28 protein-coding genes are annotated in these 23,712 nt (G+C 70.1%); 15 read left to right on the forward strand and 13 right to left on the reverse strand.

Annotated elements, in window-relative coordinates; all coding sequences use genetic code 11:
- Positions 1–69: 69 nt before the first annotated feature.
- Positions 70–474, reverse strand: coding sequence for a winged helix-turn-helix transcriptional regulator (locus tag IAG42_RS17550; protein WP_223206046.1), 405 nt, complete (start codon positions 472–474; stop codon positions 70–72).
- Positions 475–522: 48 nt separating this feature from the next.
- On the opposite strand from IAG42_RS17550, the gene IAG42_RS17555 reads away from it, so the two are divergent.
- Positions 523–933: a YybH family protein gene (locus tag IAG42_RS17555; RefSeq protein WP_188337924.1), complete on the forward strand. Its 411-nt coding sequence runs from the start codon at positions 523–525 to the stop codon at positions 931–933.
- 53 nt (positions 934–986) lie between these two features.
- Here IAG42_RS17555 and thiC read toward each other — a convergent pair whose 3' ends face one another.
- Entirely contained in the window at positions 987–2,765 is a 1,779-nt protein-coding gene (gene thiC / locus IAG42_RS17560) for a phosphomethylpyrimidine synthase ThiC (protein ID WP_188337925.1), read from the reverse strand.
- A gap of 228 nt (positions 2,766–2,993) precedes the next feature.
- On the opposite strand from thiC, the gene IAG42_RS17565 reads away from it, so the two are divergent.
- On the forward strand, positions 2,994–4,349 hold the full coding sequence (locus IAG42_RS17565) for a YibE/F family protein (RefSeq protein WP_188337926.1): 1,356 nt from the start codon (positions 2,994–2,996) through the stop codon (positions 4,347–4,349).
- Between the two features lie 75 nt (positions 4,350–4,424).
- Here the strand turns inward: IAG42_RS17565 and IAG42_RS17570 are convergent, their stop codons facing one another.
- The 4 genes from IAG42_RS17570 to IAG42_RS17585 form a co-directional block, all read right to left on the reverse strand.
- A complete protein-coding gene (locus tag IAG42_RS17570) occupies positions 4,425–4,892 on the reverse strand; it encodes an SsgA family sporulation/cell division regulator (RefSeq protein ID WP_188337927.1) in 468 nt (155 codons plus the stop codon).
- A gap of 99 nt (positions 4,893–4,991) precedes the next feature.
- Positions 4,992–5,771 carry an IclR family transcriptional regulator gene (locus IAG42_RS17575; protein WP_262928312.1) on the reverse strand — a complete coding sequence of 260 codons (780 nt, stop codon included), beginning with the start codon at positions 5,769–5,771 and terminating at the stop codon, positions 4,992–4,994.
- A gap of 180 nt (positions 5,772–5,951) precedes the next feature.
- The gene (locus IAG42_RS17580; protein WP_188337928.1) at positions 5,952–6,164 is read right to left on the reverse strand and encodes a DUF5326 family protein; all 213 of its coding nucleotides are present in this window, start codon (positions 6,162–6,164) and stop codon (positions 5,952–5,954) included.
- Between the two features lie 167 nt (positions 6,165–6,331).
- Positions 6,332–6,649 carry a cupin domain-containing protein gene (locus IAG42_RS17585; protein WP_188337929.1) on the reverse strand — a complete coding sequence of 106 codons (318 nt, stop codon included), beginning with the start codon at positions 6,647–6,649 and terminating at the stop codon, positions 6,332–6,334.
- Positions 6,650–6,708: 59 nt separating this feature from the next.
- On the opposite strand from IAG42_RS17585, the gene IAG42_RS17590 reads away from it, so the two are divergent.
- The 8 genes from IAG42_RS17590 to IAG42_RS17625 all read left to right on the forward strand — a co-directional run bounded on the left by IAG42_RS17590 (position 6,709) and on the right by IAG42_RS17625 (position 11,936).
- Entirely contained in the window at positions 6,709–7,089 is a 381-nt protein-coding gene (locus IAG42_RS17590; RefSeq protein WP_188337930.1) for a phage holin family protein, read from the forward strand.
- Between the two features lie 8 nt (positions 7,090–7,097).
- Positions 7,098–7,583, forward strand: coding sequence for a low molecular weight protein-tyrosine-phosphatase (locus IAG42_RS17595; protein WP_188337931.1), 486 nt, complete (start codon positions 7,098–7,100; stop codon positions 7,581–7,583).
- Positions 7,584–7,786: 203 nt separating this feature from the next.
- Positions 7,787–8,692, forward strand: coding sequence for a LysR family transcriptional regulator (locus tag IAG42_RS17600; protein WP_188337932.1), 906 nt, complete (start codon positions 7,787–7,789; stop codon positions 8,690–8,692).
- 68 nt (positions 8,693–8,760) lie between these two features.
- Positions 8,761–9,243 (forward strand): NUDIX domain-containing protein, encoded by a 483-nt coding sequence (locus IAG42_RS17605; protein ID WP_188337933.1) that lies wholly within the window; start codon positions 8,761–8,763, stop codon positions 9,241–9,243.
- Between the two features lie 107 nt (positions 9,244–9,350).
- Positions 9,351–9,887: a DUF2269 domain-containing protein gene (locus IAG42_RS17610; protein WP_188337934.1), complete on the forward strand. Its 537-nt coding sequence runs from the start codon at positions 9,351–9,353 to the stop codon at positions 9,885–9,887.
- 5 nt (positions 9,888–9,892) lie between these two features.
- Positions 9,893–10,759 carry a GNAT family N-acetyltransferase gene (locus tag IAG42_RS17615; RefSeq protein ID WP_188337935.1) on the forward strand — a complete coding sequence of 289 codons (867 nt, stop codon included), beginning with the start codon at positions 9,893–9,895 and terminating at the stop codon, positions 10,757–10,759.
- A 221-nt stretch (positions 10,760–10,980) separates the two neighbouring features.
- Positions 10,981–11,439 (forward strand): MarR family winged helix-turn-helix transcriptional regulator, encoded by a 459-nt coding sequence (locus IAG42_RS17620; RefSeq protein WP_188337936.1) that lies wholly within the window; start codon positions 10,981–10,983, stop codon positions 11,437–11,439.
- Between the two features lie 41 nt (positions 11,440–11,480).
- Entirely contained in the window at positions 11,481–11,936 is a 456-nt protein-coding gene (locus IAG42_RS17625; protein WP_188337937.1) for a GNAT family N-acetyltransferase, read from the forward strand.
- A gap of 46 nt (positions 11,937–11,982) precedes the next feature.
- Here the strand turns inward: IAG42_RS17625 and IAG42_RS17630 are convergent, their stop codons facing one another.
- A complete protein-coding gene (locus tag IAG42_RS17630) occupies positions 11,983–13,392 on the reverse strand; it encodes a serine hydrolase domain-containing protein (protein WP_188337938.1) in 1,410 nt (469 codons plus the stop codon).
- 75 nt (positions 13,393–13,467) lie between these two features.
- Positions 13,468–14,148: a TetR/AcrR family transcriptional regulator gene (locus IAG42_RS17635; protein WP_188337939.1), complete on the reverse strand. Its 681-nt coding sequence runs from the start codon at positions 14,146–14,148 to the stop codon at positions 13,468–13,470.
- A 127-nt stretch (positions 14,149–14,275) separates the two neighbouring features.
- Between IAG42_RS17635 and IAG42_RS17640 the strand changes: the two genes are divergently transcribed.
- Positions 14,276–15,385 (forward strand): FAD-dependent oxidoreductase, encoded by a 1,110-nt coding sequence (locus IAG42_RS17640; protein WP_188337940.1) that lies wholly within the window; start codon positions 14,276–14,278, stop codon positions 15,383–15,385.
- A 30-nt stretch (positions 15,386–15,415) separates the two neighbouring features.
- Here the strand turns inward: IAG42_RS17640 and dnaB are convergent, their stop codons facing one another.
- Positions 15,416–16,894, reverse strand: a complete 1,479-nt coding sequence (gene dnaB, locus IAG42_RS17645; RefSeq protein ID WP_188337941.1) for a replicative DNA helicase — start codon at positions 16,892–16,894, stop codon at positions 15,416–15,418.
- Between the two features lie 450 nt (positions 16,895–17,344).
- On the opposite strand from dnaB, the gene IAG42_RS17650 reads away from it, so the two are divergent.
- On the forward strand, positions 17,345–18,691 hold the full coding sequence (locus IAG42_RS17650) for an MATE family efflux transporter (protein ID WP_394811221.1): 1,347 nt from the start codon (positions 17,345–17,347) through the stop codon (positions 18,689–18,691).
- 169 nt (positions 18,692–18,860) lie between these two features.
- Here IAG42_RS17650 and rplI read toward each other — a convergent pair whose 3' ends face one another.
- From rplI to rpsF, 4 genes are all read right to left on the reverse strand, one after another.
- On the reverse strand, positions 18,861–19,307 hold the full coding sequence (gene rplI, locus IAG42_RS17655; RefSeq protein WP_188337943.1) for a 50S ribosomal protein L9: 447 nt from the start codon (positions 19,305–19,307) through the stop codon (positions 18,861–18,863).
- Between the two features lie 18 nt (positions 19,308–19,325).
- The gene (rpsR, locus tag IAG42_RS17660; RefSeq protein WP_003949403.1) at positions 19,326–19,562 is read right to left on the reverse strand and encodes a 30S ribosomal protein S18; all 237 of its coding nucleotides are present in this window, start codon (positions 19,560–19,562) and stop codon (positions 19,326–19,328) included.
- 63 nt (positions 19,563–19,625) lie between these two features.
- The gene (locus tag IAG42_RS17665; protein WP_188337944.1) at positions 19,626–20,228 is read right to left on the reverse strand and encodes a single-stranded DNA-binding protein; all 603 of its coding nucleotides are present in this window, start codon (positions 20,226–20,228) and stop codon (positions 19,626–19,628) included.
- Positions 20,229–20,302: 74 nt separating this feature from the next.
- Positions 20,303–20,593, reverse strand: a complete 291-nt coding sequence (gene rpsF / locus IAG42_RS17670) for a 30S ribosomal protein S6 (protein ID WP_005482942.1) — start codon at positions 20,591–20,593, stop codon at positions 20,303–20,305.
- A 289-nt stretch (positions 20,594–20,882) separates the two neighbouring features.
- Between rpsF and IAG42_RS17675 the strand changes: the two genes are divergently transcribed.
- From IAG42_RS17675 to IAG42_RS17685, 3 genes are all read left to right on the forward strand, one after another.
- On the forward strand, positions 20,883–21,203 hold the full coding sequence (locus IAG42_RS17675; RefSeq protein WP_188337945.1) for a hypothetical protein: 321 nt from the start codon (positions 20,883–20,885) through the stop codon (positions 21,201–21,203).
- 129 nt (positions 21,204–21,332) lie between these two features.
- Positions 21,333–22,454: a peptidoglycan bridge formation glycyltransferase FemX gene (femX, locus tag IAG42_RS17680; RefSeq protein WP_188337946.1), complete on the forward strand. Its 1,122-nt coding sequence runs from the start codon at positions 21,333–21,335 to the stop codon at positions 22,452–22,454.
- 146 nt (positions 22,455–22,600) lie between these two features.
- The gene (locus IAG42_RS17685; RefSeq protein WP_188337947.1) at positions 22,601–23,632 is read left to right on the forward strand and encodes an alanine racemase; all 1,032 of its coding nucleotides are present in this window, start codon (positions 22,601–22,603) and stop codon (positions 23,630–23,632) included.
- Positions 23,633–23,712 lie beyond the last annotated feature (80 nt).

Below are 23,712 nucleotides of genomic sequence, written 5' to 3' on the forward strand. Positions count from 1 at the left end.
CCGGCGGCGCGCGGGGCCGTGATCCCGGCCCGGGTCGACCCGAAGGCCCCCGGGCCCTCCGTCATGCGGTCATGCCTCCGTGTTCCCGGGCGCGGGGTCGCCGTCCACGCGGTCCGATCCGGTCAGGCTCAGCAGGTGCTCGCCCGTCGCGTACAGCTCGACCAGCAGCGCGCGCAGGGCCCGCCCCGCCTCGGTCAGCTCGTACCGCGTCCGCACCGGGAAGCCGCGGTGCCGTTCGACCGTGACCAGCCCCCGTGCCCGGAGCGCGTGGAGCCGCTCGCTGAGCACCTTCGGGGACAGCTCGGGGAGCAGGGCGCGCAGCTCCGTGAAGCCGCGGGGACCGCCCATCAGCTCGCGCAGCAGGAGCGTGGTCCAGCGGCCGGAGACCGCCGCGAGGGCCACCTCCACCGGGCAGTCCGCCTCGGGACGGCGGGTGCGGCCCGCCGGACCGGGGACCAACTCCGCGTCCCACACGTGGGTTTCCGTTTGGTGACGTATGCCGAGGGGCTGTTCGCTGGCCGCATGACGCATCCCACCAGTCTGCCCCTGGCCCGCAGCGCCGCCGAGCACCCGTTCGTCTTCGAGCGGGCCTTCAACACCTTCGATCCGGCGGCCGTGGACCGGCTCTACGAGCCCGGCGCCGGCTTCGTGCCGGAACACGGACGCCTGGTCACCGGGCCGGACCGGTTCCGCGCCAACGACGCGTTCCTGCGGCTGCGAGTCCCGATCCGGGTCGCTCCCCGGCACACGTACGTCGTCGGCGATCTGGCCCTGCTGATCGTCGACTTCGTCATCGAGGGGGTCGCCGCGCACGGGGACGGCGTGCGCATCGAGGGGACCGCGACGGATGTGGCGCGGCGCGGCCCGGACGGCTTCTGGCGCTATGTGATCGACAACCCGTTCGGCGTCGCGGGCCCTCCCGCGACGCCCTGAGTGCCCGCGGCCGGGTGCCGCGGGCGCTCGGCCGGTGACCGACCGGAGCAGGGTCAGTCGGCCAGCGGCAGGTACACGCGGTTGCCGCTCGCCGCGAACTCCTTCGACTTCTGCTCCATGCCCGCCTCGACCTCGGACTTGGTCGAACCGTGCTCGCGGCGGATGTCCTGCGAGATCTTCATCGAGCAGAACTTCGGACCGCACATCGAGCAGAAGTGCGCGGTCTTCGCGGGCTCGGCCGGGAGGGTCTCGTCGTGGAACTCCCGTGCCGTGTCCGGGTCGAGGGCCAGGTTGAACTGGTCCTCCCAGCGGAACTCGAAGCGGGCGTCCGACAGCGCGTCGTCCCACTCCTGCGCGCCCGGGTGCCCCTTGGCGAGGTCGGCCGCGTGCGCCGCGATCTTGTAGGTGATGACGCCGGTCTTCACGTCGTCCTTGTTCGGCAGGCCCAGGTGCTCCTTGGGCGTGACGTAACAGAGCATCGCGGTGCCCCACCAGGCGATCATCGCGGCGCCGATGCCGGACGTGATGTGGTCGTACGCCGGGGCGACGTCGGTGGTCAGCGGGCCGAGCGTGTAGAACGGCGCCTCCTCGCAGATCTCCTGCTGGAGGTCGATGTTCTCCTTGATCTTGTGCATCGGGACGTGGCCCGGGCCCTCGATCATGGTCTGCACGTTGTGCCGCTTGGCGATGGAGTTCAGCTCGCCGAGCGTGCGCAGCTCCGCGAACTGGGCCTCGTCGTTGGCGTCCGCGATGGAGCCGGGGCGCAGGCCGTCGCCGAGCGAGTACGTCACGTCGTAGGCCGCGAGGATCTCGCAGAGCTCCTCGAAGTTCTCGTAGAGGAAGCTCTCCTTGTGGTGCGCGAGGCACCATGCGGCCATGATCGAGCCGCCGCGCGAGACGATGCCGGTCTTGCGGTTGGCGGTCAGCGGCACGTACGGGAGGCGGACGCCGGCGTGGACCGTCATGTAGTCCACGCCCTGCTCGGCCTGCTCGATGACCGTGTCCTTGTAGATCTCCCAGGTCAGCTCCTCGGCCTTGCCGTCGACCTTCTCGAGGGCCTGGTAGAGCGGCACGGTGCCGATCGGGACGGGGGAGTTGCGCAGCACCCACTCGCGGGTGGTGTGGATGTTGCGGCCGGTGGAGAGGTCCATGACCGTGTCGGCGCCCCACTTGGTCGCCCAGGTCATCTTCTCCACCTCCTCCTCGATGGAGCTGGTCACGGCCGAGTTGCCGATGTTGGCGTTGACCTTCACCAGGAACCGCTTGCCGATGATCATCGGCTCGATCTCCGGGTGGTTCACGTTCGCCGGCAGGACCGCCCGGCCGGCCGCGATCTCGTCGCGGACGACCTCGGGCGCGACGTTCTCCCGGATCGCCACGTACTCCATCTCCGGGGTGATCTCGCCCCGGCGGGCGTACGCGAGCTGGGTCACGGCCTGCCCGTCGCGGCCCCGGCGCGGCTGGCGGGGACGGCCCGGGAAGACCGCGTCGAGGTTGCGCAGACCGCCGCGCGGCGAGGTGTGCTTGATGCCGTCGTCCTCGGGGCGGACGGGGCGTCCCGCGTACTCCTCGGTGTCGCCGCGGCCGATGATCCAGTTCTCCCGCAGCGGCGCGAGGCCCCTGCGGACATCGGTGTCGACGGTCGGATCGGTGTACGGGCCGGAGGTGTCGTAGAGCGTGACGTCCTGCCCGTTGGTGAGGTGCACCTGGCGGACCGGCACCCTGAGGTCGGGGCGGGAGCCCTCGATGTACCCCTTGTGCCAGCCGATGGACTTCCCGGCCTCCGGCTCAGAGCCGTTGGAGGCAGGCGTGCGTGCGTCCGTTGTGGTCATGAGACCTACTCCCTACGCCGGCATTACCCGGTAACAGGTTCGGCGGTCGACGCAGCGGCTCTCGTTCCACGGCGTTCCACGTTTCACGTGAAACACGCGCTGGGACGAAGGTCAGCGCCCTCTCAGCCCGGTGCTCCGAGCTCCCGCGTTTGCAAAGGTGCCCCCACGCTAGCGTCATGACGGACACGTTGAACAGAGGGCCCCTCCCGTTCTTGCGATGATCGGGCGGTGACCACGACGCATGAGCCCGCGCCTCCCTCGTCCCCGACGCCGCACGGCCACTCCCACAGCCACGGCCCGGCGGCCCCCGTCTCCCGGCATCTGCGGAAGGTCATCGCGGCTGTCCTGATCCCGTTCTCCGTGGCGGTCGTGGTGGGTTTGGCGGTGCTGTGGCCGGGCGGCGCACCGGCCCACGACCGCACCGGCGTGGGCTTCGACCGGCAGACGCAGCAGGCGACGGTGGCCCGCATCGAGAAGGTCGACTGCAAATCCGTGCACGCCTCGGGCGGGGCGACGACCGGAGACCCGGGCACAGGCACGGGCGAGGGCGCGGGCGCGGGTCCGACCGGTGGGAAGCCGGGGGCCGCCGCGGGCGAGTGCGAGAACGCGACGGTGCGCGTGGACACCGGCAAGGACAAGGGCCGCACGTTCGTCGAGGTCGTGCAGCCGGACTCGCCCCGTCAGCTGCACGAGGGCCAGCAGGTGATCGTCGCCTACGCGCCCGACGCCCCGAAGAACCTCCAGTACGCGGTCACCGACGTGAACCGGAAGATCCCCATGACGCTGCTCGCCGGGATCTTCGCCCTGGCGGTGGTCGTGGTGGGCCGCATGCGCGGGGTCATGGCGCTCGTCGCGCTCGCGATCAGCTTCATGGTGCTGACCTTCTTCATCCTCCCCGCGATCCTCCAGGGCTCGAACCCGCTGGTGGTGGCGGTGGTCGGGGCCAGCGCGATCATGCTCATCGCGCTCTACATGTGCCACGGCCTGTCGGCCCGCACCTCCGTCGCGGTGCTCGGCACCCTCGCCTCGCTGCTGCTGATCGGCCTGCTCGGCTCGCTGTTCATCGGCTGGGCCGCGCTGACCGGCAACACCGACGACAGCACCGGTCTGATCCACGGCCTGTACCCGGACATCGACATGAGCGGTCTGCTGCTCGCCGGCGTCATCATCGGCTCGCTCGGCGTCCTGGACGACGTGACGGTCACCCAGACGTCGGCGGTCTGGGAGCTGCACGAGGCGAACCCGTCGATGGGCTGGCGCGGTCTGTACCGGGCGGCCATCCGGATCGGCCGCGACCACATCGCGTCGGTCGTGAACACCCTGGTGCTCGCGTACGCGGGCGCGGCGCTGCCGCTCCTGCTGCTCTTCTCGATCGCGCAGAGCAGCGTGTCCGACGTCGCCAACAGCGAACTGGTCGCCGAGGAGATCGTGCGCACGCTGGTCGGCTCGATCGGCCTGGTCGCCTCCGTGCCGGTGACGACCCTGCTGGCCGCTCTGGTGGTGTCCGCCGACCGCCCCGGGTCCCACGGACCGACGCAGGCCCCTGCGGGGAGGTCCGGCCGGGGCCGGCGACGCAAGCGCTGAACCGTCGCGCGGAACTGCTCGGGCGCACCGCGCTGCTGAAGCGTTACGTCTGCCGTGGCGTGGGCTGCCGGGAGGTCAGCCCGCGCTCTGCTCCTCGGCCAGGATCCGGTCGAGGGCCTGGTCGAGATCGGCCTCGAAATCGGCCATCGCCTGCTCCTGGCCGAGCGGGACCAGCTTGTCCGTGCGGTCCAGGAACGCGATGATCGGCGCGACCCCGGCCCGGAACAGGGCCTGGTCGCTGCCGACCTGCAGCCTGATGTGGACCTCGCCGGGCAGCTCGTCGGTGTCACGGCCGCCCGCCGGCTCCACGGGGGAGACCCGGACATCGCCGTCGCCGGTCGCCCCGTTGACCCCGTCGACCAGCAGCTCGCGGCCGAACGCCCAGGTCACCGGAGCGTCTCCGGGAAGGTGGAAGGTGAGCCGCACCGCGTACGGATCCGTGGGCTCGTACTTGAGCTCCACCGGGATACGGAACGAGAGCTCCTCGGAGACGAGGAAGCTCATCATGACCTCTGCCTGAACTGCTTGTACCGACTCGCGCATCGCCTACCCCGTCAACTTGCCGTCGATTGGCCAGGAATGAGCTTCCTGACACTGTCGCATCTTGCTCAACGTACACAGGGGATCACAAGGAGTGAGTTTTCAGATGCTGATAGAGAAGGCGAGTGTCGCTACGAGTCGCCCGATCTCGTGCTGCAGCCGGCGTGCCACCGGCAGGAGCCTTTCCGCCTGGTGAGCTGGGAGGGAGACCGCCAGAGTGGCCGCCGTGGAGCCGATCGTGATGGGAAACGCGGCACATGCGGTGCCGAGCGCGTACTCCTGTCTTTCGACGAGCGGTTCCATCCGTCCGGCCCCGTCCAGCTTGCGCAGCAGTGACTGATCGTCACGAACGGAGTAGGGCGTGATGGACCGCGCGGGATAGCGGTCGAGGTGGTCGCGGCGGGCGCGGTCGTCGAGCTGGGAGAGCAGGCACTGCCCGATCGCGTGCGCGTGGCCCGTCTCGCGGAAGTCGGCCCATTCCTCGACGGCCGGGTTGGCCGGAGTGTCAGCGACGTCGATGAGCTCGATCTCGCCGTCGCGGTAGATCGCGAAGTAGACGGGGACGCCGATGGTGTCCCGCCAGTGCCGCAGCGCGTCGGTGATCATGCTGCGACGATTCTGCTGGGCCGCCGCGCTGCTGAGGCGCTCTGCCGCCTCACCGAAGACGAAGAGGCCCTGCTCCTTGCGGAGATATCCCTCGTGGGTGAGCGTGCGCAGCAGGTGGTAGGCGGTGGGGAGGGCGACACCGGCCTCCCGGGCGAGCTGCTTGGCCGGGGCCCCGTCCTCGTGTGCCGCGACCGCTTCGAGCAGCCGCATGGCCCGCTGCACGGAGCCGATGAGTGTCTGCGGGGCTGGGGGTGCGGAGTCAGCAGCCGTGGCCAAGGTTCGCTCCCGATGCGTGAGGCCCCCGATACCCAGGGCTCACGGGGGTGAAGCCGTCGGAATCCGGACTTTAAACCTTGGCCACCGCGGGGCGTAGACCCGGAACGGAAACTTCCCCCGGTCGTGCGAACCTTCGCGGGACGCGACGACCGGGGCCCTCGGGTGTGTCCTTCGCGCCCGTCACCAGTCGCTGCGCGACGAGGACCCCGCCATGAACTTCCGTACGACGTAGACGAGCCCACCGACCAGGGCGGCGAACACCAGCACCTTGAACAGCAGCCAGACAACGAAGTTGACGATGCTGAAGATCAGCCCGCCGAACACGACCAGGGCGATGAACGGCACCGCGACCCACTTCACCCACCACGGCATGCTCGCGAATATCTCTCGCACTGCCCTCGCTCCTTCGTTCGCGGCCCCCGACCGGGGACTCCTCCGACGTCCTGTACTCGATGCTGACATGCCGAAGGGCCGTCCGGGGCCCTCGGACCCCTTGTCCTCCCCTGACCCGACCCTGAGGGAACCCTGGGGTCCGGCATCGGCCGCACGGTGGGGGAGCTCTAACCCTCCGGCGGCGAGAAGACGACCATCACCCGCAGGTCCTCGCTGATGTGGTGGAACTTGTGGGCCACGCCGGCCGGGACGTACACGACGCTGCCGCGCCCGACCTGGGTGGTCTCCATGCCGACGGTGATCGAGGCGCGCCCGCTGACCACGAGGTAGACCTCGTCCTGCTGGTGCGGCTGCTGCGGGTCGTGCTCCCCCGCGTTCAGCGCGTAGAGCCCGACCGACATGTTCCGCTCGCGCAGAAACTGCAGATACGCACCGTCGTTGGCGGCCCGCTCCGCCTCCAGTTCGTCCAGCCGGAATGCCTTCATCGCTGCTCGTCCGCCCCTGTCCACCCTCGTCAACGCGCTTGTCTGCCACGATCAGACACATGAAGAATTTCGTAGTCAAGACGCTCGCCAACGCGGGGGCCCTCGCCGTCGCCGTCTGGCTGCTCGACAAGATCACACTCACCGGGGACAGCACCGGCAAGAAGGTCGGCACCCTGCTCCTGGTGGCTCTGATCTTCGGTCTGGTCAACTTCCTCGTGAAGCCCGTCGTGAAGGTGCTCACCTTCCCGCTCTTCATCCTCACCCTGGGCCTGATCACGCTGATCGTGAACGCCCTGATGCTGATGCTGACCTCCTGGCTCGCCGACAAGCTGGACCTCAGCTTCCACGTCGACGGGTTCTGGACCGCAGTCCTCGGCGGCCTGATCATCTCGATCGTCTCGTGGGCGCTGAACGTCGTGCTGCCCGACGACAAGGACTGACGCCCGCCATGACCTTCCGCGTGTGCTTCGTCTGCACGGGCAACATCTGCCGGTCCCCCATGGCCGAGCACGTGTTCCGCTCCCGCGTCCGGGAGGCCGGGCTCACCGGTCTCGTCGAGGTGGACAGCGCGGGCACGGACGGCTGGCACGAGGGCGACGGCGCCGATCCGCGCACCGTCCACGTCCTCCGGGAGGCCGGCCACGACTCGGGGCACACCGCCCGTCAGTTCCGGCGCGACTGGTTCGACCGGCTCGATCTGATCGTCGCCCTCGACGCGGGGCACCTGCGCACGCTGCGCCGGCTGGCCCCGACACCTCAGGACGCGGAGAAGGTGCGGCTCCTGCGCTCCTTCGACCCGTCCGCCGATCCGGACGACCTCGACGTCCCCGACCCGTACTACGGCGACGCGGCCGGTTTCGAGCACTGCCTCAAGCTCGTCGAAGCGGCGAGCGACGGGCTCCTGGACGCCGTACGCGCCCGGCTCGGCGCCTAGCACCGAGCCCCCGCCGCACAGGACGGACGGTCCGAGCCTCCCCCCTCGTGGCTCGGACCGTCCCGGTTCTGCGCGCGAAGAACCGCACCAACAAGGCTAGTTGACTCTGTGTCAGTGTCCAATCACGGTAGCGACAGAGACCTATCGACATATTTATAGTGGGGCGCGACCGGGGACCCCGGAGGGGAGGGACGTCGTCACCCATGGATCTCGCCCTGCTGCGCACCTTCGTGACCGTCCATCGAGCCGGGTCCTTCACCCGGGCCGCCGCGCTGCTCGGGCTCTCGCAGCCCGCCGTGACCTCCCAGATCCGCACCCTGGAGCGCCAGCTGGGGCGCCCGCTGTTCCTCCGGCAGGCGCGCGGCGTCACACCCACGACCATCGGCGACGAACTGGCCCACAAGGCGGCCCCGCATCTCGACGCCCTCGTGGAGATCACCGAGGCCGGACTCGACGAGGAGTCCTCCGTACGGACCCTGCACCTCGCCGGGCCGCCGGAGTTCACCGCCGAGCGCGCCCTGCCCGCCCTCACCGCGCTGACCCGCGACGACGGCCACGGCATCGCCCTGCGGGCCACCTTCGGCACGGCCGAGGAGTCTCTCGAAGGCCTCGGCGCCGGACATCATGATCTGGCCATCACCACCGCCCGGCCGCGCGGCGCCCTGCTCACCGCGACCCCGCTCTGCGACGAGGAGCACGTCCTGGTCGCGGCACCGCGGTGGGCGGCCCGGATCGGCCCGGGAAAGCTGCACCGGGACGCCGCGCCCTCCCTGGAGAAGTTCCCGGTCGTCGAGGTGCACGAGTCGCTCCCGCTCGTCTCCCGCTACTGGACCGCGGTCTTCGACACACGCCCCGCCGTGTCCGGGACGGTCGTCGTTCCTGATCTACGCGCGGTGCTGGCCTGCGTCGCCTCGGGCGCCGGCCTCGCCGTCGTGCCCCGCTATCTGGCCGCGCCCGCCCTGGAGAGCGGGGAGCTCGTCGCGCTGCTCGACCCGCCCGTGCCGCCCCTGCGCACGTACTTCCTCGTCGTCCGCACCGGCACACTCGCCCTGCCGCACATCGCGCGGGCGCACGAGTGGCTGCTGCGCGCCGCCGTCGACTGGACGTGAGGAAGACCGAAGGGGACAAGGACGGTGCGGGATGTTTCACGTGGAACCGTCGGGGCCACATTTCTCCCATGACCGTACGACCCGTGGTCAAGCGCACCGCACGCGCCATCCTGCTCGACGGCGACCACCTCATCCTGATCAAGCGGACCAAGCCCGGCGTCGACCCGTACTGGCTGACCCCCGGCGGCGGCGTCGAGGCCGAGGACACCACCGTCGTGGACGCCCTGCACCGCGAGGTGCACGAGGAACTGGGCGCCAAGATCACCGACGTGGTGCCCTGCTTCGTCGACACCGTCGAGCACATCGGTGACGACGGCGGCGCGACCGGAGTGAAGGTCCAGCACTTCTTCGTCTGCCGACTGGAGTCGATGGACCTCACCCAGCGGCACGGCCCCGAGATCGACGAGCCGTGCGGCGAGTACGAGATCGTCCGGGTGCCGTTCACCCGCGTCGGGATCGCCTCGGTCCATCTCGTCCCGCTCTCCCTGCGCCACTACCTGGACGGCAACATCGAGGGCGTACGCGCGATGCACGCCCCCGATCTGGGCTGATCCCCACGAGGCGGGCCGGCGGACCGGCCGCGTACGCCGGAGCCAGTACGCGGAGATACTCCCGCCGTCAGACGTGCTCGGCGCCCGTGCGCGGCACCGTGTTTCACGTGAAACTTCAGCGCCGCCCTCGACGGGCACTCCTCGTTGTCCACGTCGCCGCCTCCGCCTGCTGGCTGGGCGTCACGCTCGGGCTGCTCGCGCTGGCCGTCACCGCGACGACCACCGGGGCCGGCCCGGCCGTGGAGGCCTCCGCCCGCGCCATGAAGCTCTTCGCGGACTGGCTGGTGATCCCGCTCGCCCTGCTGACCCTGCTGAGCGGCCTCGTGCTCTCGCTCGGCACCCCCTGGGGCCTGGCCCGGCACCGGTGGGTCTACGTCAAGTTCTGGCTCACCCTCGCCACGACCGCCGCATCGGTCTTCGCCCTGCGGCCGGGTGTGAACGACGCCGTGACCACCCTCGCGGCGGGCGGGCAGCTGTCCCGCCCGACCGATCTCCTCGCCGGGCCCGTCGTCTCGCTGACCTCGTACGTCTTCATGACGGCCGTCTCGGTGCTCAAGCCCTGGGGTCTGACCCGACGTGGCCGAAAGCACCGTGTCGAGGCCCGCAAAGCGGTGGACGACAGGGTGCCGCATCCGACAGCCTGACCTGCGTGTCGACACCTTCGCTCTCCGACCTGCCCATCCGCCGCCTCACCCCGCGTGATCTCCAGGCCTGCGCCGACCTCTCCGAGGACCGGGGCTGGCCGCGCGAGGAGCACAAATGGGGTCTGCTGCTCGCCGCCGGAACCGGCTACGGCATCGACGACCCCGACGGCGGACTCGTCACCGCCTGCGTGGTGACGGACTACGGCTCCCGGGAGCGGCCCGAGCTCCGCGCCATCGGCATGGTCCTCGTCGCCGAGCGCCACGCCCGCAAGGGGATCGGCCGGCGTCTGATGCGGCACATCGTCGAGGCCGCGGGCGCCACTCCGCTGACCCTGCACGCGACGCCGTACGGGCGGCCGCTCTACGAGGAGCTCGGCTTCAAGGTCACCGGGCGGGCCGAGATGGTGCGCGGCCGGTTCACCCCGGACGGCACGGACTCGCCGGTCCGAACCCGTCCGGCCACCGCCGAGGACCTTCCGGCGATCCTGCGCCTGGACGCCGAGGTCTTCGGCTCCGACCGCACCCACGTCATCACCAGGCTTCCGGCCTTCGCGGACCAGTTGCGCGTCGCCGAGGACGGCACGGGGATCACCGGCTACGCCGCCGCCTGGCCCAACATGGACACCCATGTCATCGGCCCGCTGATCGCCCGGGACACCGCGACCGCGAAGGCCCTCGTCGCCTCGCTCGCAGAGGGCACCGACCGGCCGCTGCGCACCGACGTCGACGTCCGTCACGAGGAACTGCTCGTCTGGCTGAAGGAGCGAGGCCTCGAAGGCATCGCCATGAACGCGGTGATGAACTTCGCCGCGCCGGACCTCCCCGGCGACTGGACCCGTCGCTTCGCCCCGCTGACGGTGGCCGCCGGCTGAGCCACCGCGACCGGACCAGGATCCGCCCCCGAGCACCGCGTGACCGTGGCCGCTCGGGGGCGGATCTGCGAGACGGGGGTCGGGAAAGCCGATGCGGGCCGGCAGAACAGGGTGCGAGGGCTCACCGCGATCACCGCTCCCAGTTACTTGCACACGCTGGCAATTTCACGCGATCGACTACCCTGGTGCGCAGCCACTCCGGAACGGAGGATCCACCCGACATGACCGCCACAGACCCCGCACTCACCGCCCTCGCCCAGGGCTGGTGCGCCCTCTCCCTGCTCCACGGGAGGATCGAGGCCCACATCGAGCGCGCCCTGCAGTCCCGCCACGACCTGAGCGTGCGCGAGTACTCCCTGCTGGACGTCCTCAGCCGCCAGCACGACGGAGAGGGCGGCCACCTCCAGATGAAGCAGGTCGCCGACGCCGTCGTCCTCAGCCAGAGCGCCACCACCCGCCTCGTCACCCGCCTCGAGGACCGCGGCCTGCTCATGCGCTACCTGTGCCCCACCGACCGGCGCGGCATCTACACCAACGTCTCCGACCAGGGACTCCAGCTCCTCGCCGAAGCCCGCCCCACCAACGAGACCGCCCTGCGCGAAGCCCTCGACGCCGCGGCCGAGAACCCCGAGCTGGCCCCGCTCGTCCGGGCCGTCGAGGGACTCCGCACGCCCGTGTAAAAGGGGCTGAGGCCCCGCGCCCGTCCGCTTAGGCTGCGGCCATGGAAGAAGATCTTGAGATCAGGCAGGCCGCGGCCAAGGACGTCCCGGAGATCGTCGCGATGCTGGCGGACGATCCGCTCGGGGCCACGCGCGAGTCGCCGGACGACCTCACGCCGTACCTCACCGCGCTCGCGCGACTGACCGACGACCCGAACCAGCATGTCGTCGTCGCCGTGCGCGGCGAGCGCGTCGTCGGCACCCTGCAGCTCACGGTCGTCCCCGGCCTCTCCCGCAAGGGATCCACGCGCTCGATCATCGAGGGCGTGCGCGTGCACGGCGACGAGCGCGGAAGCGGTCTGGGGACACGGCTCATCACCTGGGCTGTCGAGGAATCCCGGCGCCAGGACTGCCAGTTGGTCCAGCTGACCTCCGACGCGACCCGCACCGACGCCCATCGCTTCTACGAACGCCTCGGCTTCAAGGCCTCGCACGTGGGCTTCAAGCTCCAGCTCTGAGGCGCCGCCTGTTTCACGTGAAACAGGCGGCCGCTTCTGAGCGCGCTCACCGCGGGATGCCGCGCCAGCCCTCCGGGTCCACCCCGCCGGGCACCGGCGCGTCCGTGGCGTACGGCTCGCGCGTGAACATGAACGATCCGAGGTCGAGATGGCTCACCGCGCCGTCCGGCCGCCGTACGGCCCGCAGGACCTCTCCGGCGTAGTAGCCGTCGAGCCCGGTCCAGGTGCCGTCGCCGTTCGTCCGGAAGCGGGAGCTGCGTCCGCCGCCGGCCACGGGGCCCAGGGTGACTCCGTCGCCGTCGGATAGGCGGAGCGCCACCACCTGGGTGCCCCAGTACCAGGGTCCGGCCAGCTCCAGGACAGAGGCGTCCACTTCGGGGAGGGGCCGCCACGGCTCGGGGATCCTCGGCTCGGCGTCGGCCACGATCGCCAGGAGCTCCGCGGCGACGGACGCGGCGGGAACGCCCGAGGTGCAGTTGGCCAGCGTGACGGCCACGAGTCCCTCCTCCTCGCAGAGCCACAGCCCGGCCACGAACCCGGGCAGCGACCCGCTGTGCCCCACGAGCGTGCGCCCGTCCCGGCGCGCCACCTGCACCCCGAGTCCGTACGAGGCGCCCCAGTCGCCGGGCAGCGTCGGAGCGGCCGGAGCCCGCATCTCGCGCAGCGATTCCGCCCCGAGCACGCGCTCTTCACCGGCCACGAGGAACGCGGCGAAGACAGCCAGGTCGCGGGTGGTCGACCACAGTTGCCCTGCTGCCGCCATCAGTCCCAGGTCCTGGCTGGGTTCGGGCAGCATCACATCGGCGTAAGGGTGCACGGCCCATCCCCCGGCGTGCGGGGCCTGCGGCTCGGCGCTGGTGCGGGTGAGGCCGAGCGGGTCGAGGACCTCCCGCTGGAGCACCTCGGCCCAGGGCGCCCCGCGCAGCTTCTCGACCAGTGAACCCAGCAGCGTGTAGCCGGGATTGGAGTAGTGGTGACGCCGGCCCACCGGGTGCCGGAACGGCTGCTCGCCGAGGACCTCGCCCAGCGTGGGCCGGAGCTCGGCCGACGACCGCTCCCACCACTCACCCGGCGTCTCGGCCGCCAACCCACCGGTGTGCGCCAGGAGTTCGGCGATGGTCACCTCGCCCGCGCCGGTGCCGGGCAGATGCTTCTCCAGCGGATCGGCCAGGTCGAGAAGGCCCTCGTCACGCAGTCGCAGCACGAGGACGGCGGTGAACGTCTTGGTGATCGAGCCGATCCTGTACTGCACGTTCTCGTCGGGCCCGTGTCCGTCCACGGAGGTCCGCGATCCCGTCCACACCAGGGCGCCGTCCCGGGCGACCGCGGCGACGAGTGACGGTGCGCGCCCCTCGCTCTGGGCCACGGCGACGCGGTGCAGCAGCGCGCGCCGCGTGGAGGGCAGCAGTTCTTCCGGGGATGCCTGGGGTACCGGGGAGACCGGCGATGTCGTCATCGCCCCAGTTCATCGTGTGCACGCGCGCCCGTCGAGCCGATTACCGTCCGGCCGGTGCGACCCGTCGGCGGCGTGTCACTTCGCGAGGCGGGCCGCGATGCCGTCGAGCAGGCAGTCGAGGCCGATGTGGAAGGTGGCGTCGGCGTCCAGGTGGGCGGCATCGTGCACCACCGTGGCCAGGGCGGGGAAGCGGCCGGTGGCGAAGGTCCGTTCCAGGTAAGGACCGAGGGAGGCCTGCCAGCGCTTCTCGTCCATCCCGGTGGCCCGCTCGGCACGCCGGTCGGCGATCTCCCGGCGCACCGCCCCGATCACGTACGCGTTGACCGCGGCGACCAGCGGCATGACGGCGTCCACGTCGACCTCGTCCAGGGCTGCGACCACGCACTCCCCGGTGGCCAGCGCGTGCGGCCCGAACTGGGGCCGGCCGCCCAGGAGATCGGCGAGCCATTCGTGCCTGTGCGCGGTGTGCCGGGTGGATTCGGCGAGGGACCTGAGAACCTCACGCCAGCCGTCTCCGGTCGGCCGGATCTCGGCATGCGCGGCGTCGACCATCAGGTCGAGCAGTTCGTCCTTGCTGTCGATGTAGCCGTACAGCCGCATCGGCCGGACGTCGAGCACGGTGGCGACCTTGCGCAGCGACACCGCGTCCAGGCCGTCCGCGTCGGCCAACCGGATCGCCGCGCGCACGATCCGTTCCCTGCTCAGCGGGGCCGGGACCGGTCGTTCCGCCGGCTCCGGCCTCTCCCACACCAACATGCCGCTCACCATACAACGCATGGAGCGATACAGTGTATCGCCCAATACGCTGTATCGATCGATGTATCGCTGCACGACGGCACTGCTGCACCGACTGCACTGCTGCATCGCTGAAGAGGAGGCGACCATGAGCATCGCGATCGTCGGAGCCGGGCTGGGCGGCCTGGCCCTGGCCCGGGTCCTGCATGTGAACGGCATCGAGGCCGTCGTCTACGAGCGGGAGGCGTCCCGCCACGCGCGCGGACAGGGCGGCATGCTCGACATCCACTCGGGGCAGCGGGCGCTGCGCGAGGCAGGACTCATCGACGAGTTCCACACGATCGCCCGTGGCGAGGGTCAGGACATGCGTCTGCTCGAACCGGACGGCACGCTGCTTCTCCAGGAGGACACCCCCGACGACGCCCCGCTCGACCGGCCCGAGGTGGACCGTGCCGATCTGCGCGCTCTGCTGCTGGATTCCCTGCCCGAGGGCACGGTGCGCTGGGGACACGCGTTCACGTCCGCCGGCGACGGCCTGCTGCGCTTCGCGGACGGTGCCCGCGCGCCGTACGACCTGCTGGTCGGCGCGGACGGCGCGCACTCACGGGTCCGCCCGCTGCTCACCGACGCCCGGCCGGCACACCTCGGCCAGAACGTCGTGGAGATCGGCATCCCCGACGTCGACCGCACGCACCCCGACCTCGCGGCGATGGTCGGACGCGGCACCTACTGGGTGCTCGGCGACGGAAAGTCCCTGGCGGCGCAGCGCAACGGCGACGGCCGCGTCCGCATCGGCCTCACCTTCCACGGCACCGCCGAGAACTGGTTCGCCACCAGCGGGATACCGCTCGACGATCCGGCCGGGGCCCGGGCGCGGCTGATCGAGCTGCTCCCCGGCTGGGACGCACGGTTCACCGCGCTGATCGAGGCCTGTGACGACACAGTCGTCCCGCGGTCCCTCTACACACTCCCGGTCGGTCTGACCTGGCCGTCCGCACCGGACGTCACGCTGGTCGGCGATGCCGCGCATCTGATGCCGCCGGTGGGAGAGGGCGCCAACATGGCGCTGCTCGACGGCGCCGAGCTCGGCCTCGCGCTGGCCGCGCACCCGGGCGACTTCGCCGCGGCGGTCAGGACGTACGAGCGTGAGATGTTCGAGCGGACCGGCGCCGCCGCCCGGATGTCCACGGACCTCCAGAACATGCTGACGGCGCCGGACGCCGCACGGAAGATGCTCGCTTTCTTCCAGCCCGGCTGAAGCCTGCCGTCGCCGGGCGGCCGTCCTCGATCAGGTCTGCGCCATGTCCACGAAGCGGGAGTAGTGGCCCTGGAAGGCGACGGTGATCGTGGCCGTCGGGCCGTTACGGTGCTTGCCGACGATGATGTCGGCCTCGCCCGCGCGCGGCGACTCCTTCTCGTAGGCGTCCTCGCGGTGCAGCAGGATGACCATGTCCGCGTCCTGCTCGATGGAGCCGGACTCACGCAGGTCGGACACCATCGGCTTCTTGTCCGTGCGCTGCTCGGGACCACGGTTCAGCTGCGAGAGCGCGATGACCGGGACCTCGAGCTCCTTGGCGAGCAGCTTCAGGTTTCGCGACATGTCCGAGACTTCCTGCTGACGGCTCTCGGAACGCTTGGAACCACCGGCCTGCATCAGCTGCAGGTAGTCGATGATCACGAGCTTGATGTCGTTGCGCTGCTTGAGGCGGCGGCACTTCGCGCGGATCTCCATCATCGACAGGTTCGGCGAGTCGTCGATGTAGAGCGGGGCCGCCGAGACCTCGGGCATCCGGCGCGCGAGGCGCGTCCAGTCCTCGTCGGTCATCGTGCCGGAGCGCATGTGGTGCAGGGCCACCCGCGCCTCGGCCGACAGCAGACGCATCGCGATCTCGTTGCGCCCCATTTCGAGGGAGAAGATGACGCTCGGCAGGTTGTGCTTGATGGATGCCGCGCGCGCGAAGTCCAGGGCGAGCGTCGACTTGCCCATCGCGGGGCGGGCGGCGATGACGATCATCTGGCCGGGGTGCAGGCCGTTGGTCAGCGAGTCGAAGTCGGTGAAGCCGGTCGGCACACCGGTCATCTCGCCGCTGCGCGAGCCGATCGCCTCGATCTCGTCGAGGGCGCCCTCCATGATGTCGCCGAGCGGGAGGTAGTCCTCGCTGGTGCGCTGCTCGGTGACCGCGTAGATCTCGGCCTGCGCCTTGTTGACGATCTCGTCGACCTCGTCGTCGGCCGCGTATCCCATCTGCGTGATGCGCGTGCCCGCCTCGACCAGGCGCCGCAGGACCGCGCGCTCGTGGACGATCTCCGCGTAGTACTCGGCGTTCGCAGCCGTCGGCACCGTCTGGACGAGGGTGTGCAGATAGGAGGCGCCACCCACCTTGTTGATCTCGCCACGCTTGGTGAGTTCGGCGGCGATGGTGATCGGGTCGGCCGGCTCGCCCTTGGCGTAGACGTCGAGAATCGCCTGAAAGATCGTTTCATGGGCGGGTTTGTAGAAGTCCGCCGCCTTGAGGACCTCGACGACGTCGGCGATCGCGTCCTTCGACAGGAGCATGCCGCCGAGCACGGACTGCTCGGCGTCGAGGTCCTGCGGCGGAACGCGCTCGAAGGTGGCGGGACCCTCGTCCCAGCCACCTTCTTCCCGGCCTCGCTCGTGCTGGTCCCCCGGACCTCGGCCGCCGTCCCGCCGGCGGCGGGTGGGGGGCAGACGATCACTCGGACCGCTGTCGGCCCAGGGGTCGTCCAATGGCTCGGAGATACTCACCGGGCCACCTCCTCCCGTCCGCCGAGCGGACCTCGCCGTGCCTCTCATTCCTACGGCACGACACTGACAAATCAGGGGCCCGATTCCGCTTCTGACGCGTCGGATCCGCGAGGTTTCCGAGGTGTCAGGACACGGTGGGCGCCGCACCACGGTAGGCGCGCGGGCACCGTCAGCCAATCTGGTTATCCACAGGCGGTGTGGATGACGGGCCTCTCGCTGTGGACAACTGGGGAAAACCTGTGCACGACACGGTGGACAGCCCTGTGAACAAGCCCTCAGGCCTTTCTGCACACACCTTCTGACCTGCCGTTTTGCCGTCCACCGGCTGTGCAGAAGAAAAACTTTCCCGGTCGGCGCAAGATCTCTGTGGATACCGCCGCGCGACACGCGGAAGAGCTCCACAAGTAAGGGTCTCTCGGCAGTTGCATCTCTTACCTGTGGAAGATTAGATTGGTGCCCATGACACAGGCTCCCGCGACACCCAAGGCCGCCCGGCGCCGGCACGACCGCGAGATCGTCGCCCTGGCCGTCCCGGCCTTCGGCGCACTCGTCGCGGAGCCGCTCTTCCTCATGGCCGACAGCGCCATCGTCGGCCACCTCGGCACGTCCCAGCTCGCCGGTCTCGCCGTCGCCTCGGCCCTGCTGACGACCGCGGTCAGCGTCTTCGTCTTCCTCGCCTACGCGACCACCGCCGCGGTCGCCCGCCGGGTCGGCGCCGGCGATCTGCGCGCCGCGATCCAGCAGGGCATGGACGGCATCTGGCTCGCGCTGATCCTCGGGGCCGCGGTCATCGCGGTCGTCCTGCCCACCGCACCCACCCTGATCGACCTCTTCGGCGCCTCCGACACGGCCGCGCCCTACGCGGTCACCTATCTGCGGATCTCCGCCCTCGGCATCCCCGCGATGCTTGTCGTCCTCGCCGCCACCGGCGTCCTGCGCGGCCTGCAGAACACCAAGACCCCCCTCTACGTCGCCGTCGCCGGCTTCATCGCCAACGGCGCGCTCAACGCGGGCCTGGTCTACGGCGCCGACCTCGGCATCGCCGGCTCCGCCTGGGGCACGGTCATCGCCCAGATCGGCATGGCCGTCATCTACCTCGTCGTGGTCGTCCGGGGAGCGAGGCGCCACGGCGCCTCGCTCCGCCCGGACGCGGCCGGCATCCGCGCCTGCGCCCAGGCAGGCGCCCCGCTCCTGGTCCGCACGCTCTCGCTGCGCGCGATCCTGATGATCGCCACAGCGGTCGCGGCCCGGCTCGGCGACGCCGACGTGGCCGCCCACCAGATCATCCTGTCGCTGTGGAGCCTGCTGGCCTTCGCCCTCGACGCCATCGCCATCGCAGGCCAGGCCATCATCGGGCGCTATCTCGGCGCGGACGACGCCCAGGGCGCCCGCGACGTGTGCCGCCGCATGGTCCAGTGGGGCATCGCGTCCGGCGTGGTCCTCGGTGTCCTGGTCATCCTCACCCGGCCACTCTTCGTGCCGCTGTTCACCAGTGACCCGGTCGTGCAGGACGCCGCCCTGCCCGCCCTCGTCGTCGTGGCCCTGTCCCAGCCGATCTGCGGCATCGTCTTCGTGCTCGACGGTGTCCTCATGGGCGCGGGCGACGGCCCGTACCTGGCCTGGGCCATGCTGATCACCCTGGCCGTCTTCACACCCGTCGCCCTGCTGGTGCCGGTTCTCGGCGGCGGACTCACCGCCCTCTGGGGTGCGATGACCCTGATGATGGCAGTCCGCATGGCAACCCTCTGGATGCGCTACCGCTCCGGCCGCTGGGCCATCACCGGTGCGACCCGCTGACCCGTCCCGTACGACCCGAAGCGCACCGTTTCACGTGAAACACCGTGCCGCGCCCACGGCCGTGAAACCACCGGTCCGCAGGCGCCGTGACCACACCCCGGCAAGCATGTGGGGCCGCACCCCGGAGGGTGCGGCCCCACATTCGCTTCAGCGCTGCTCAGAGCAGGGCTCAGGCAGAGACGACCTCGACGTTGACCTTGGCGGCAACCTCGGGGTGCAGACGCACGGTCGCCGAGTGGGCGCCCAGCGTCTTGATCGGCGAGCCCAGCTCGACACGGCGCTTGTCGACCTTCGGGCCGCCCGCGGTCTCGATCGCCGAAGCGACGTCAGCCTGCGTGACGGAACCGAACAGACGACCGGCGTCGCCGGAGCGGACGGCCAGACGGACCTTGACACCCTCGAGCTGGGCCTTGATCTCGTTGGCCTGCTCGATGGTCGCGATCTCGTGGATCTTGCGGGCGCGGCGGATCTGCGCCACGTCCTGCTCGCCACCCTTGGTCCAGCGGATCGCGAAACCACGCGGGACCAGGTAGTTGCGGGCGTACCCGTCCTTGACGTCGACGACGTCGCCGGCGGTGCCGAGGCCAGAGACCTCGTGGGTCAGGATGATCTTCATTTTTCGGTCACCCTTCCCTTATCGCGCGGTGGACGTGTAGGGCAGCAGCGCCATCTCACGGCTGTTCTTCACGGCCGTGGCGACGTCACGCTGGTGCTGCGTGCAGTTGCCGGTCACGCGGCGGGCACGGATCTTGCCGCGGTCGGAAATGAACTTCCGCAGCATGTTCGTGTCCTTGTAGTCCACGTACGTGACCTTGTCCTTGCAGAAAGCGCAGACCTTCTTCTTCGGCTTGCGCACAGGCGGCTTCGCCATGGTGTTTCTCCTGTGTGATCAAGAAGTGTGGGTACGAGCCCGGCCCCGGAAGGGCACTGGTCCCTAGAAGGGGGGCTCGTCCGAGTAGCCGCCGCCGGAGCCGCCGGAGCTTCCGCCCCAGCCGCCACCGCCGCCGCCCTGCTGCTGGCCGCCGCCGGCCGGCGAACCGGTCGCCCAGGGGTCGTCGGCGGGAGCACCGCCGCCACCCTGCTGCTGACCGCCACCGGGGCCACCGCCCCAGCCGCCGCCCTGCTGGCCGCCGCCACCGCCGCCGTATCCACCCTGGCCACCGCGGCCGCCACCACTGGTCTTGGTGACCTTGGCCGTGGCGCTGCGCAGGCTGGCGCCGACTTCCTCGACATCCAGCTCGTAGACCGTGCGCTTGACGCCCTCACGGTCCTCGTAGGACCGCTGCTTCAGCCGGCCCTGCACGATGACGCGCATGCCTCGCTGGAGCGACTCCGCGACGTTCTCCGCCGCCTGACGCCAGACCGAGCAGGTCAGGAACAGGCTCTCGCCGTCCTTCCACTCGTTCGTCTGACGGTCGAAGGTGCGGGGAGTGGACGCGACACGGAACTTCGCGACCGCCGCACCGGAGGGGGTGAAGCGCAGCTCGGGGTCGTCGACAAGATTGCCGACGACCGTGATGACGGTCTCGCCTGCCATGGAAAACCTCTCGGCGGGTTTGCTGCGGACTGCTTGCTGCTACTCGAATCCCGAGTGCCGCTGAACTAGGAAGTTCAGTGGGTCTCGGGGCGGAGGACCTTGGTCCGGAGGACCGACTCGTTCAGGTTCATCTGGCGGTCGAGCTCCTTGACGACCGCAGGCTCGGCCTGCAGGTCGATGACCGAGTAGATGCCCTCGGGCTTCTTCTTGATCTCGTACGAGAGACGACGACGGCCCCAGGTGTCGACCTTCTCCACCTTTCCGTTGCCCTCACGGACGACGGAGAGGAAGTTCTCGATCAGGGGGGCGACAGCGCGCTCCTCCAGATCGGGGTCGAGGATGACCATCACCTCGTAGTGACGCATGTGGAACCCACCTCCTTTGGACTCAGCGGCCACGGTCGTTCCGTGGCAGGAGGGTTGTTATGCGTGAGCAACGGTATCGGGGACCACTGACAATCGGCCCTCGTCGAGGAGGGCCGAGCAGATCAGCGGGCCTGCATCCCTGGTCGGGATGTGGACAGACACCGATGCAGACGGTACAGACTACCCGCACCTCGGCTTCCGGTTGAAATCCGGCAGCGGACAGCCGCACTCTGTACACATCGGGTGTGTATGGCGCTACGATGCGCCGCCTTCCGCAGGAGGTGCCCTCATGGCACAAGCAATGCGACCCAACAGCACCACGGCCGGCTCTCTTCTCGCCACGGACGGAAAGCCCCATCCGCTCCAGGACACGCTGCTCGGCGTGACGGTGGTGCTCGGCGCGATCGCGATCATCACCTCGATCTGGAGCGGGCTGCACCTGCTCAGCTCCTGGGCGGGGCTCGTCGGGATCCTGACCGGGGCGTACGGCCAGTTCATCTCGGTGACGACCCGCGAGCGGTTCGGGATGATTCTGGGGCTCGGTGCCTCGGCGGTCGGCTTCTTCATCGGCATGGCGCACGGAGGCCTCTTCGGCGGCGTGATCGGCTGAGGTCACACGGTCCGACGCGGACTGACCTCCATACGGCCAGTCGGGGCGCTCGCAGGGCGCAGTAGGCTTCGGCGCGAGAGCCGGAGCCCCTGTACCCATGGGGACACACCAGCCCGAGGAGCGCCCCGAATGAGCCTGACCCTGAGGACCATCAGTCGCGAGCAGCATCTGGCGTACATCCAGAGCCTGCCGTCGGCTAGCCACATGCAGGTCCCCGCATGGGCAGATGTGAAGTCGGAGTGGCGCTCCGAGAACCTCGGCTGGTTCGACGACAAGACCGGCGAGATGGTCGGCGCGGGCCTGGTGCTCTACCGCCAGCTGCCCAAGATCAAGCGTTACCTGGCCTATCTGCCCGAGGGCCCGGTCATCAACTGGTACGCGCCGAACCTCGAAGAGTGGCTGCGGCCGATGCTCGCGCACCTCAAGCAGCAGGGCGCCTTCTCCGTGAAGATGGGCCCGCCGGTCATCATCCGCCGCTGGGAGGCCCCTTCCATCAAGAAGGGCATCCAGGACCCCGATGTGAAGCGCCTGCGCGACATCGAGGCGGACTTCATCGAGCCCCGCGCCTTCGAGGTCGCCGACAAGCTGCGCCGCATGGGCTGGCAGCAGGGCGAGGACGGCGGTGCCGGCTTCGGCGACGTGCAGCCCCGCTACGTCTACCAGGTGCCGCTCGCGAACCGCTCCCTGGAAGAGGTCCACAAGCAGTTCAACCAGCTGTGGCGGCGCAACATCAAGAAGGCCGAGAAGGCCGGCGTCGAGGTCGTCCAGGGCGGCTACCAGGACCTCGCCGAGTGGCAGCGTCTGTACGAGATCACGGCCGTGCGCGACCACTTCCGGCCGCGTCCGCTCTCGTACTTCCAGCAGATGTGGACGGCCCTCAACACCGAGGACCCGAACCGCATGCGGCTGTACTTCGCCCGGCACAACGGGGTGAACCTGTCGGCCGCGACGATGCTCGTCGTCGGCGGGCACGTCTGGTACTCCTACGGCGCCTCGGACAACATCGGCCGTGAGGTCCGGCCCTCGAACGCGATGCAGTGGCGCATGCTGCGTGACGCGTACGCGCTCGGCGCCACGGTCTACGACCTGCGCGGCATCTCCGACTCCCTCGACGAGACGGACCACCTCTTCGGCCTCATCCAGTTCAAGGTCGGCACGGGCGGGCAGGCGGCCGAGTACCTCGGCGAGTGGGACTTCCCGCTCAACAAGCTGCTGCACAAGGCGCTCGACATCTACATGTCGCGGCGCTGACCGGCGGCCGTGCGGGGGACCGTCACAGGTCCTCCCCGGCCCCACCCGCTTCGCTTTCGGGGCGGACCCGGCACAATTCACGTAGCTCCAAAGTTTCTTCATACCTCTGATACACCGCAGCCACGAGAAAGGTTCCGGGACCGGCCATGGCGCTCACGCTCTATGTCGACACCGCGCGCTGGCGGGCACACCACAAGCACGTGCTCGAGCAGTTTCCGGGGCTCGTCCCCGTCTGCAAGGGCAACGGCTACGGCTTCGGCCACGAACGCCTCGCGGAGGAGGCGACCCGCATGGGGTCGGACATCCTCGCCGTGGGCACCACGTACGAGGCCGCCCGGATCAAGGACTGGTTCAGCGGTGACCTGCTGGTCCTGACGCCGTTCCGGCGCGGCGAGGAGCCGGTGCCGCTGCCCGACCGCGTCATCCGCTCCGTCTCCTCCGTGGACGGCGTCCACGGCCTGGTCGGCGCCCGTGTCGTCATCGAGGTCATGTCCTCGATGAAGCGGCACGGGGTGAGCGAGCAGGACCTTCCGCAGCTCGCGCACGCCATCCAGGACGTGCGGCTGGAGGGCTTCGCCATCCACCTGCCGCTGGACCGCACCGACGGCTCGGACGCCGTCGAGGAGGTCATCGGCTGGATGGACCGGCTGCGCGCGGCGCGTCTGCCGCTGCACACGATGTTCGTCAGCCACCTCAAGGCCGAGGAACTCGCGCGCCTGCAGCAGCAGTTCCCGCAGACCCGCTTCCGCGCGCGCATCGGCACGCGCCTGTGGCTGGGCGACCACGACGCGACCGAGTACCGCGGCGCCGTCCTGGACGTCACGCGGGTCGCCAAGGGCGACCGGTTCGGTTACCGGCAGCAGAAGGCGGCCTCCGACGGCTGGCTGGTGGTCGTGGCGGGCGGTACGTCGCACGGGGTGGGCCTGGAGGCCCCGAAGGCGCTGCACGGCGTCATGCCGCGCGCCAAGGGCGTCGCCCGCGCCGGCCTCGCGACGGTGAACCGGAACCTCGCGCCGTTCGTCTGGGGTGGCAAGCAGCGCTGGTTCGCCGAGCCGCCGCACATGCAGGTGTCGATCCTGTTCGTGCCCGCGGACGCTCCCGAGCCGCAGGTCGGTGAGGAGCTGGTGGCCCACCTGCGGCACACCACCACACAGTTCGACCGTCTCGTGGACCGCTGAGGGGCGCCACAGAGCCGAACGGAAGGGGCCGGACACCGCTGGTGTCCGGCCCCTTCCGCGCGCTCTGAGCGCGCCCTGAC

Origin of the sequence: Streptomyces xanthii (genome assembly GCF_014621695.1) — a bacterium.
In the GTDB taxonomy this organism is placed as follows: Bacteria; Actinomycetota; Actinomycetes; order Streptomycetales; family Streptomycetaceae; genus Streptomyces; species Streptomyces xanthii.

Excerpts from the sequence above, each read along its gene's own strand:
- IAG42_RS17555 (WP_188337924.1), top strand. The coding sequence starts at position 523 with ATGACGCATCCCACCAGTCTGCCCCTGGCCCGCAGCGCCGCCGAGCAC.
- thiC (WP_188337925.1), bottom strand. The coding sequence starts at position 2,765 with ATGACCACAACGGACGCACGCACGCCTGCCTCCAACGGCTCTGAGCCG.
- IAG42_RS17570 (WP_188337927.1), bottom strand. The coding sequence starts at position 4,892 with ATGCGCGAGTCGGTACAAGCAGTTCAGGCAGAGGTCATGATGAGCTTC.
- IAG42_RS17585 (WP_188337929.1), bottom strand. The coding sequence starts at position 6,649 with ATGAAGGCATTCCGGCTGGACGAACTGGAGGCGGAGCGGGCCGCCAAC.
- IAG42_RS17590 (WP_188337930.1), top strand. The coding sequence starts at position 6,709 with ATGAAGAATTTCGTAGTCAAGACGCTCGCCAACGCGGGGGCCCTCGCC.
- IAG42_RS17595 (WP_188337931.1), top strand. The coding sequence starts at position 7,098 with ATGACCTTCCGCGTGTGCTTCGTCTGCACGGGCAACATCTGCCGGTCC.
- IAG42_RS17600 (WP_188337932.1), top strand. The coding sequence starts at position 7,787 with ATGGATCTCGCCCTGCTGCGCACCTTCGTGACCGTCCATCGAGCCGGG.
- IAG42_RS17605 (WP_188337933.1), top strand. The coding sequence starts at position 8,761 with ATGACCGTACGACCCGTGGTCAAGCGCACCGCACGCGCCATCCTGCTC.
- IAG42_RS17620 (WP_188337936.1), top strand. The coding sequence starts at position 10,981 with ATGACCGCCACAGACCCCGCACTCACCGCCCTCGCCCAGGGCTGGTGC.
- IAG42_RS17625 (WP_188337937.1), top strand. The coding sequence starts at position 11,481 with ATGGAAGAAGATCTTGAGATCAGGCAGGCCGCGGCCAAGGACGTCCCG.
- IAG42_RS17630 (WP_188337938.1), bottom strand. The coding sequence starts at position 13,392 with ATGACGACATCGCCGGTCTCCCCGGTACCCCAGGCATCCCCGGAAGAA.
- IAG42_RS17635 (WP_188337939.1), bottom strand. The coding sequence starts at position 14,148 with ATGTTGGTGTGGGAGAGGCCGGAGCCGGCGGAACGACCGGTCCCGGCC.
- IAG42_RS17640 (WP_188337940.1), top strand. The coding sequence starts at position 14,276 with ATGAGCATCGCGATCGTCGGAGCCGGGCTGGGCGGCCTGGCCCTGGCC.
- rplI (WP_188337943.1), bottom strand. The coding sequence starts at position 19,307 with ATGAAGATCATCCTGACCCACGAGGTCTCTGGCCTCGGCACCGCCGGC.
- rpsR (WP_003949403.1), bottom strand. The coding sequence starts at position 19,562 with ATGGCGAAGCCGCCTGTGCGCAAGCCGAAGAAGAAGGTCTGCGCTTTC.
- IAG42_RS17665 (WP_188337944.1), bottom strand. The coding sequence starts at position 20,228 with ATGGCAGGCGAGACCGTCATCACGGTCGTCGGCAATCTTGTCGACGAC.
- rpsF (WP_005482942.1), bottom strand. The coding sequence starts at position 20,593 with ATGCGTCACTACGAGGTGATGGTCATCCTCGACCCCGATCTGGAGGAG.
- IAG42_RS17675 (WP_188337945.1), top strand. The coding sequence starts at position 20,883 with ATGGCACAAGCAATGCGACCCAACAGCACCACGGCCGGCTCTCTTCTC.
- femX (WP_188337946.1), top strand. The coding sequence starts at position 21,333 with ATGAGCCTGACCCTGAGGACCATCAGTCGCGAGCAGCATCTGGCGTAC.
- IAG42_RS17685 (WP_188337947.1), top strand. The coding sequence starts at position 22,601 with ATGGCGCTCACGCTCTATGTCGACACCGCGCGCTGGCGGGCACACCAC.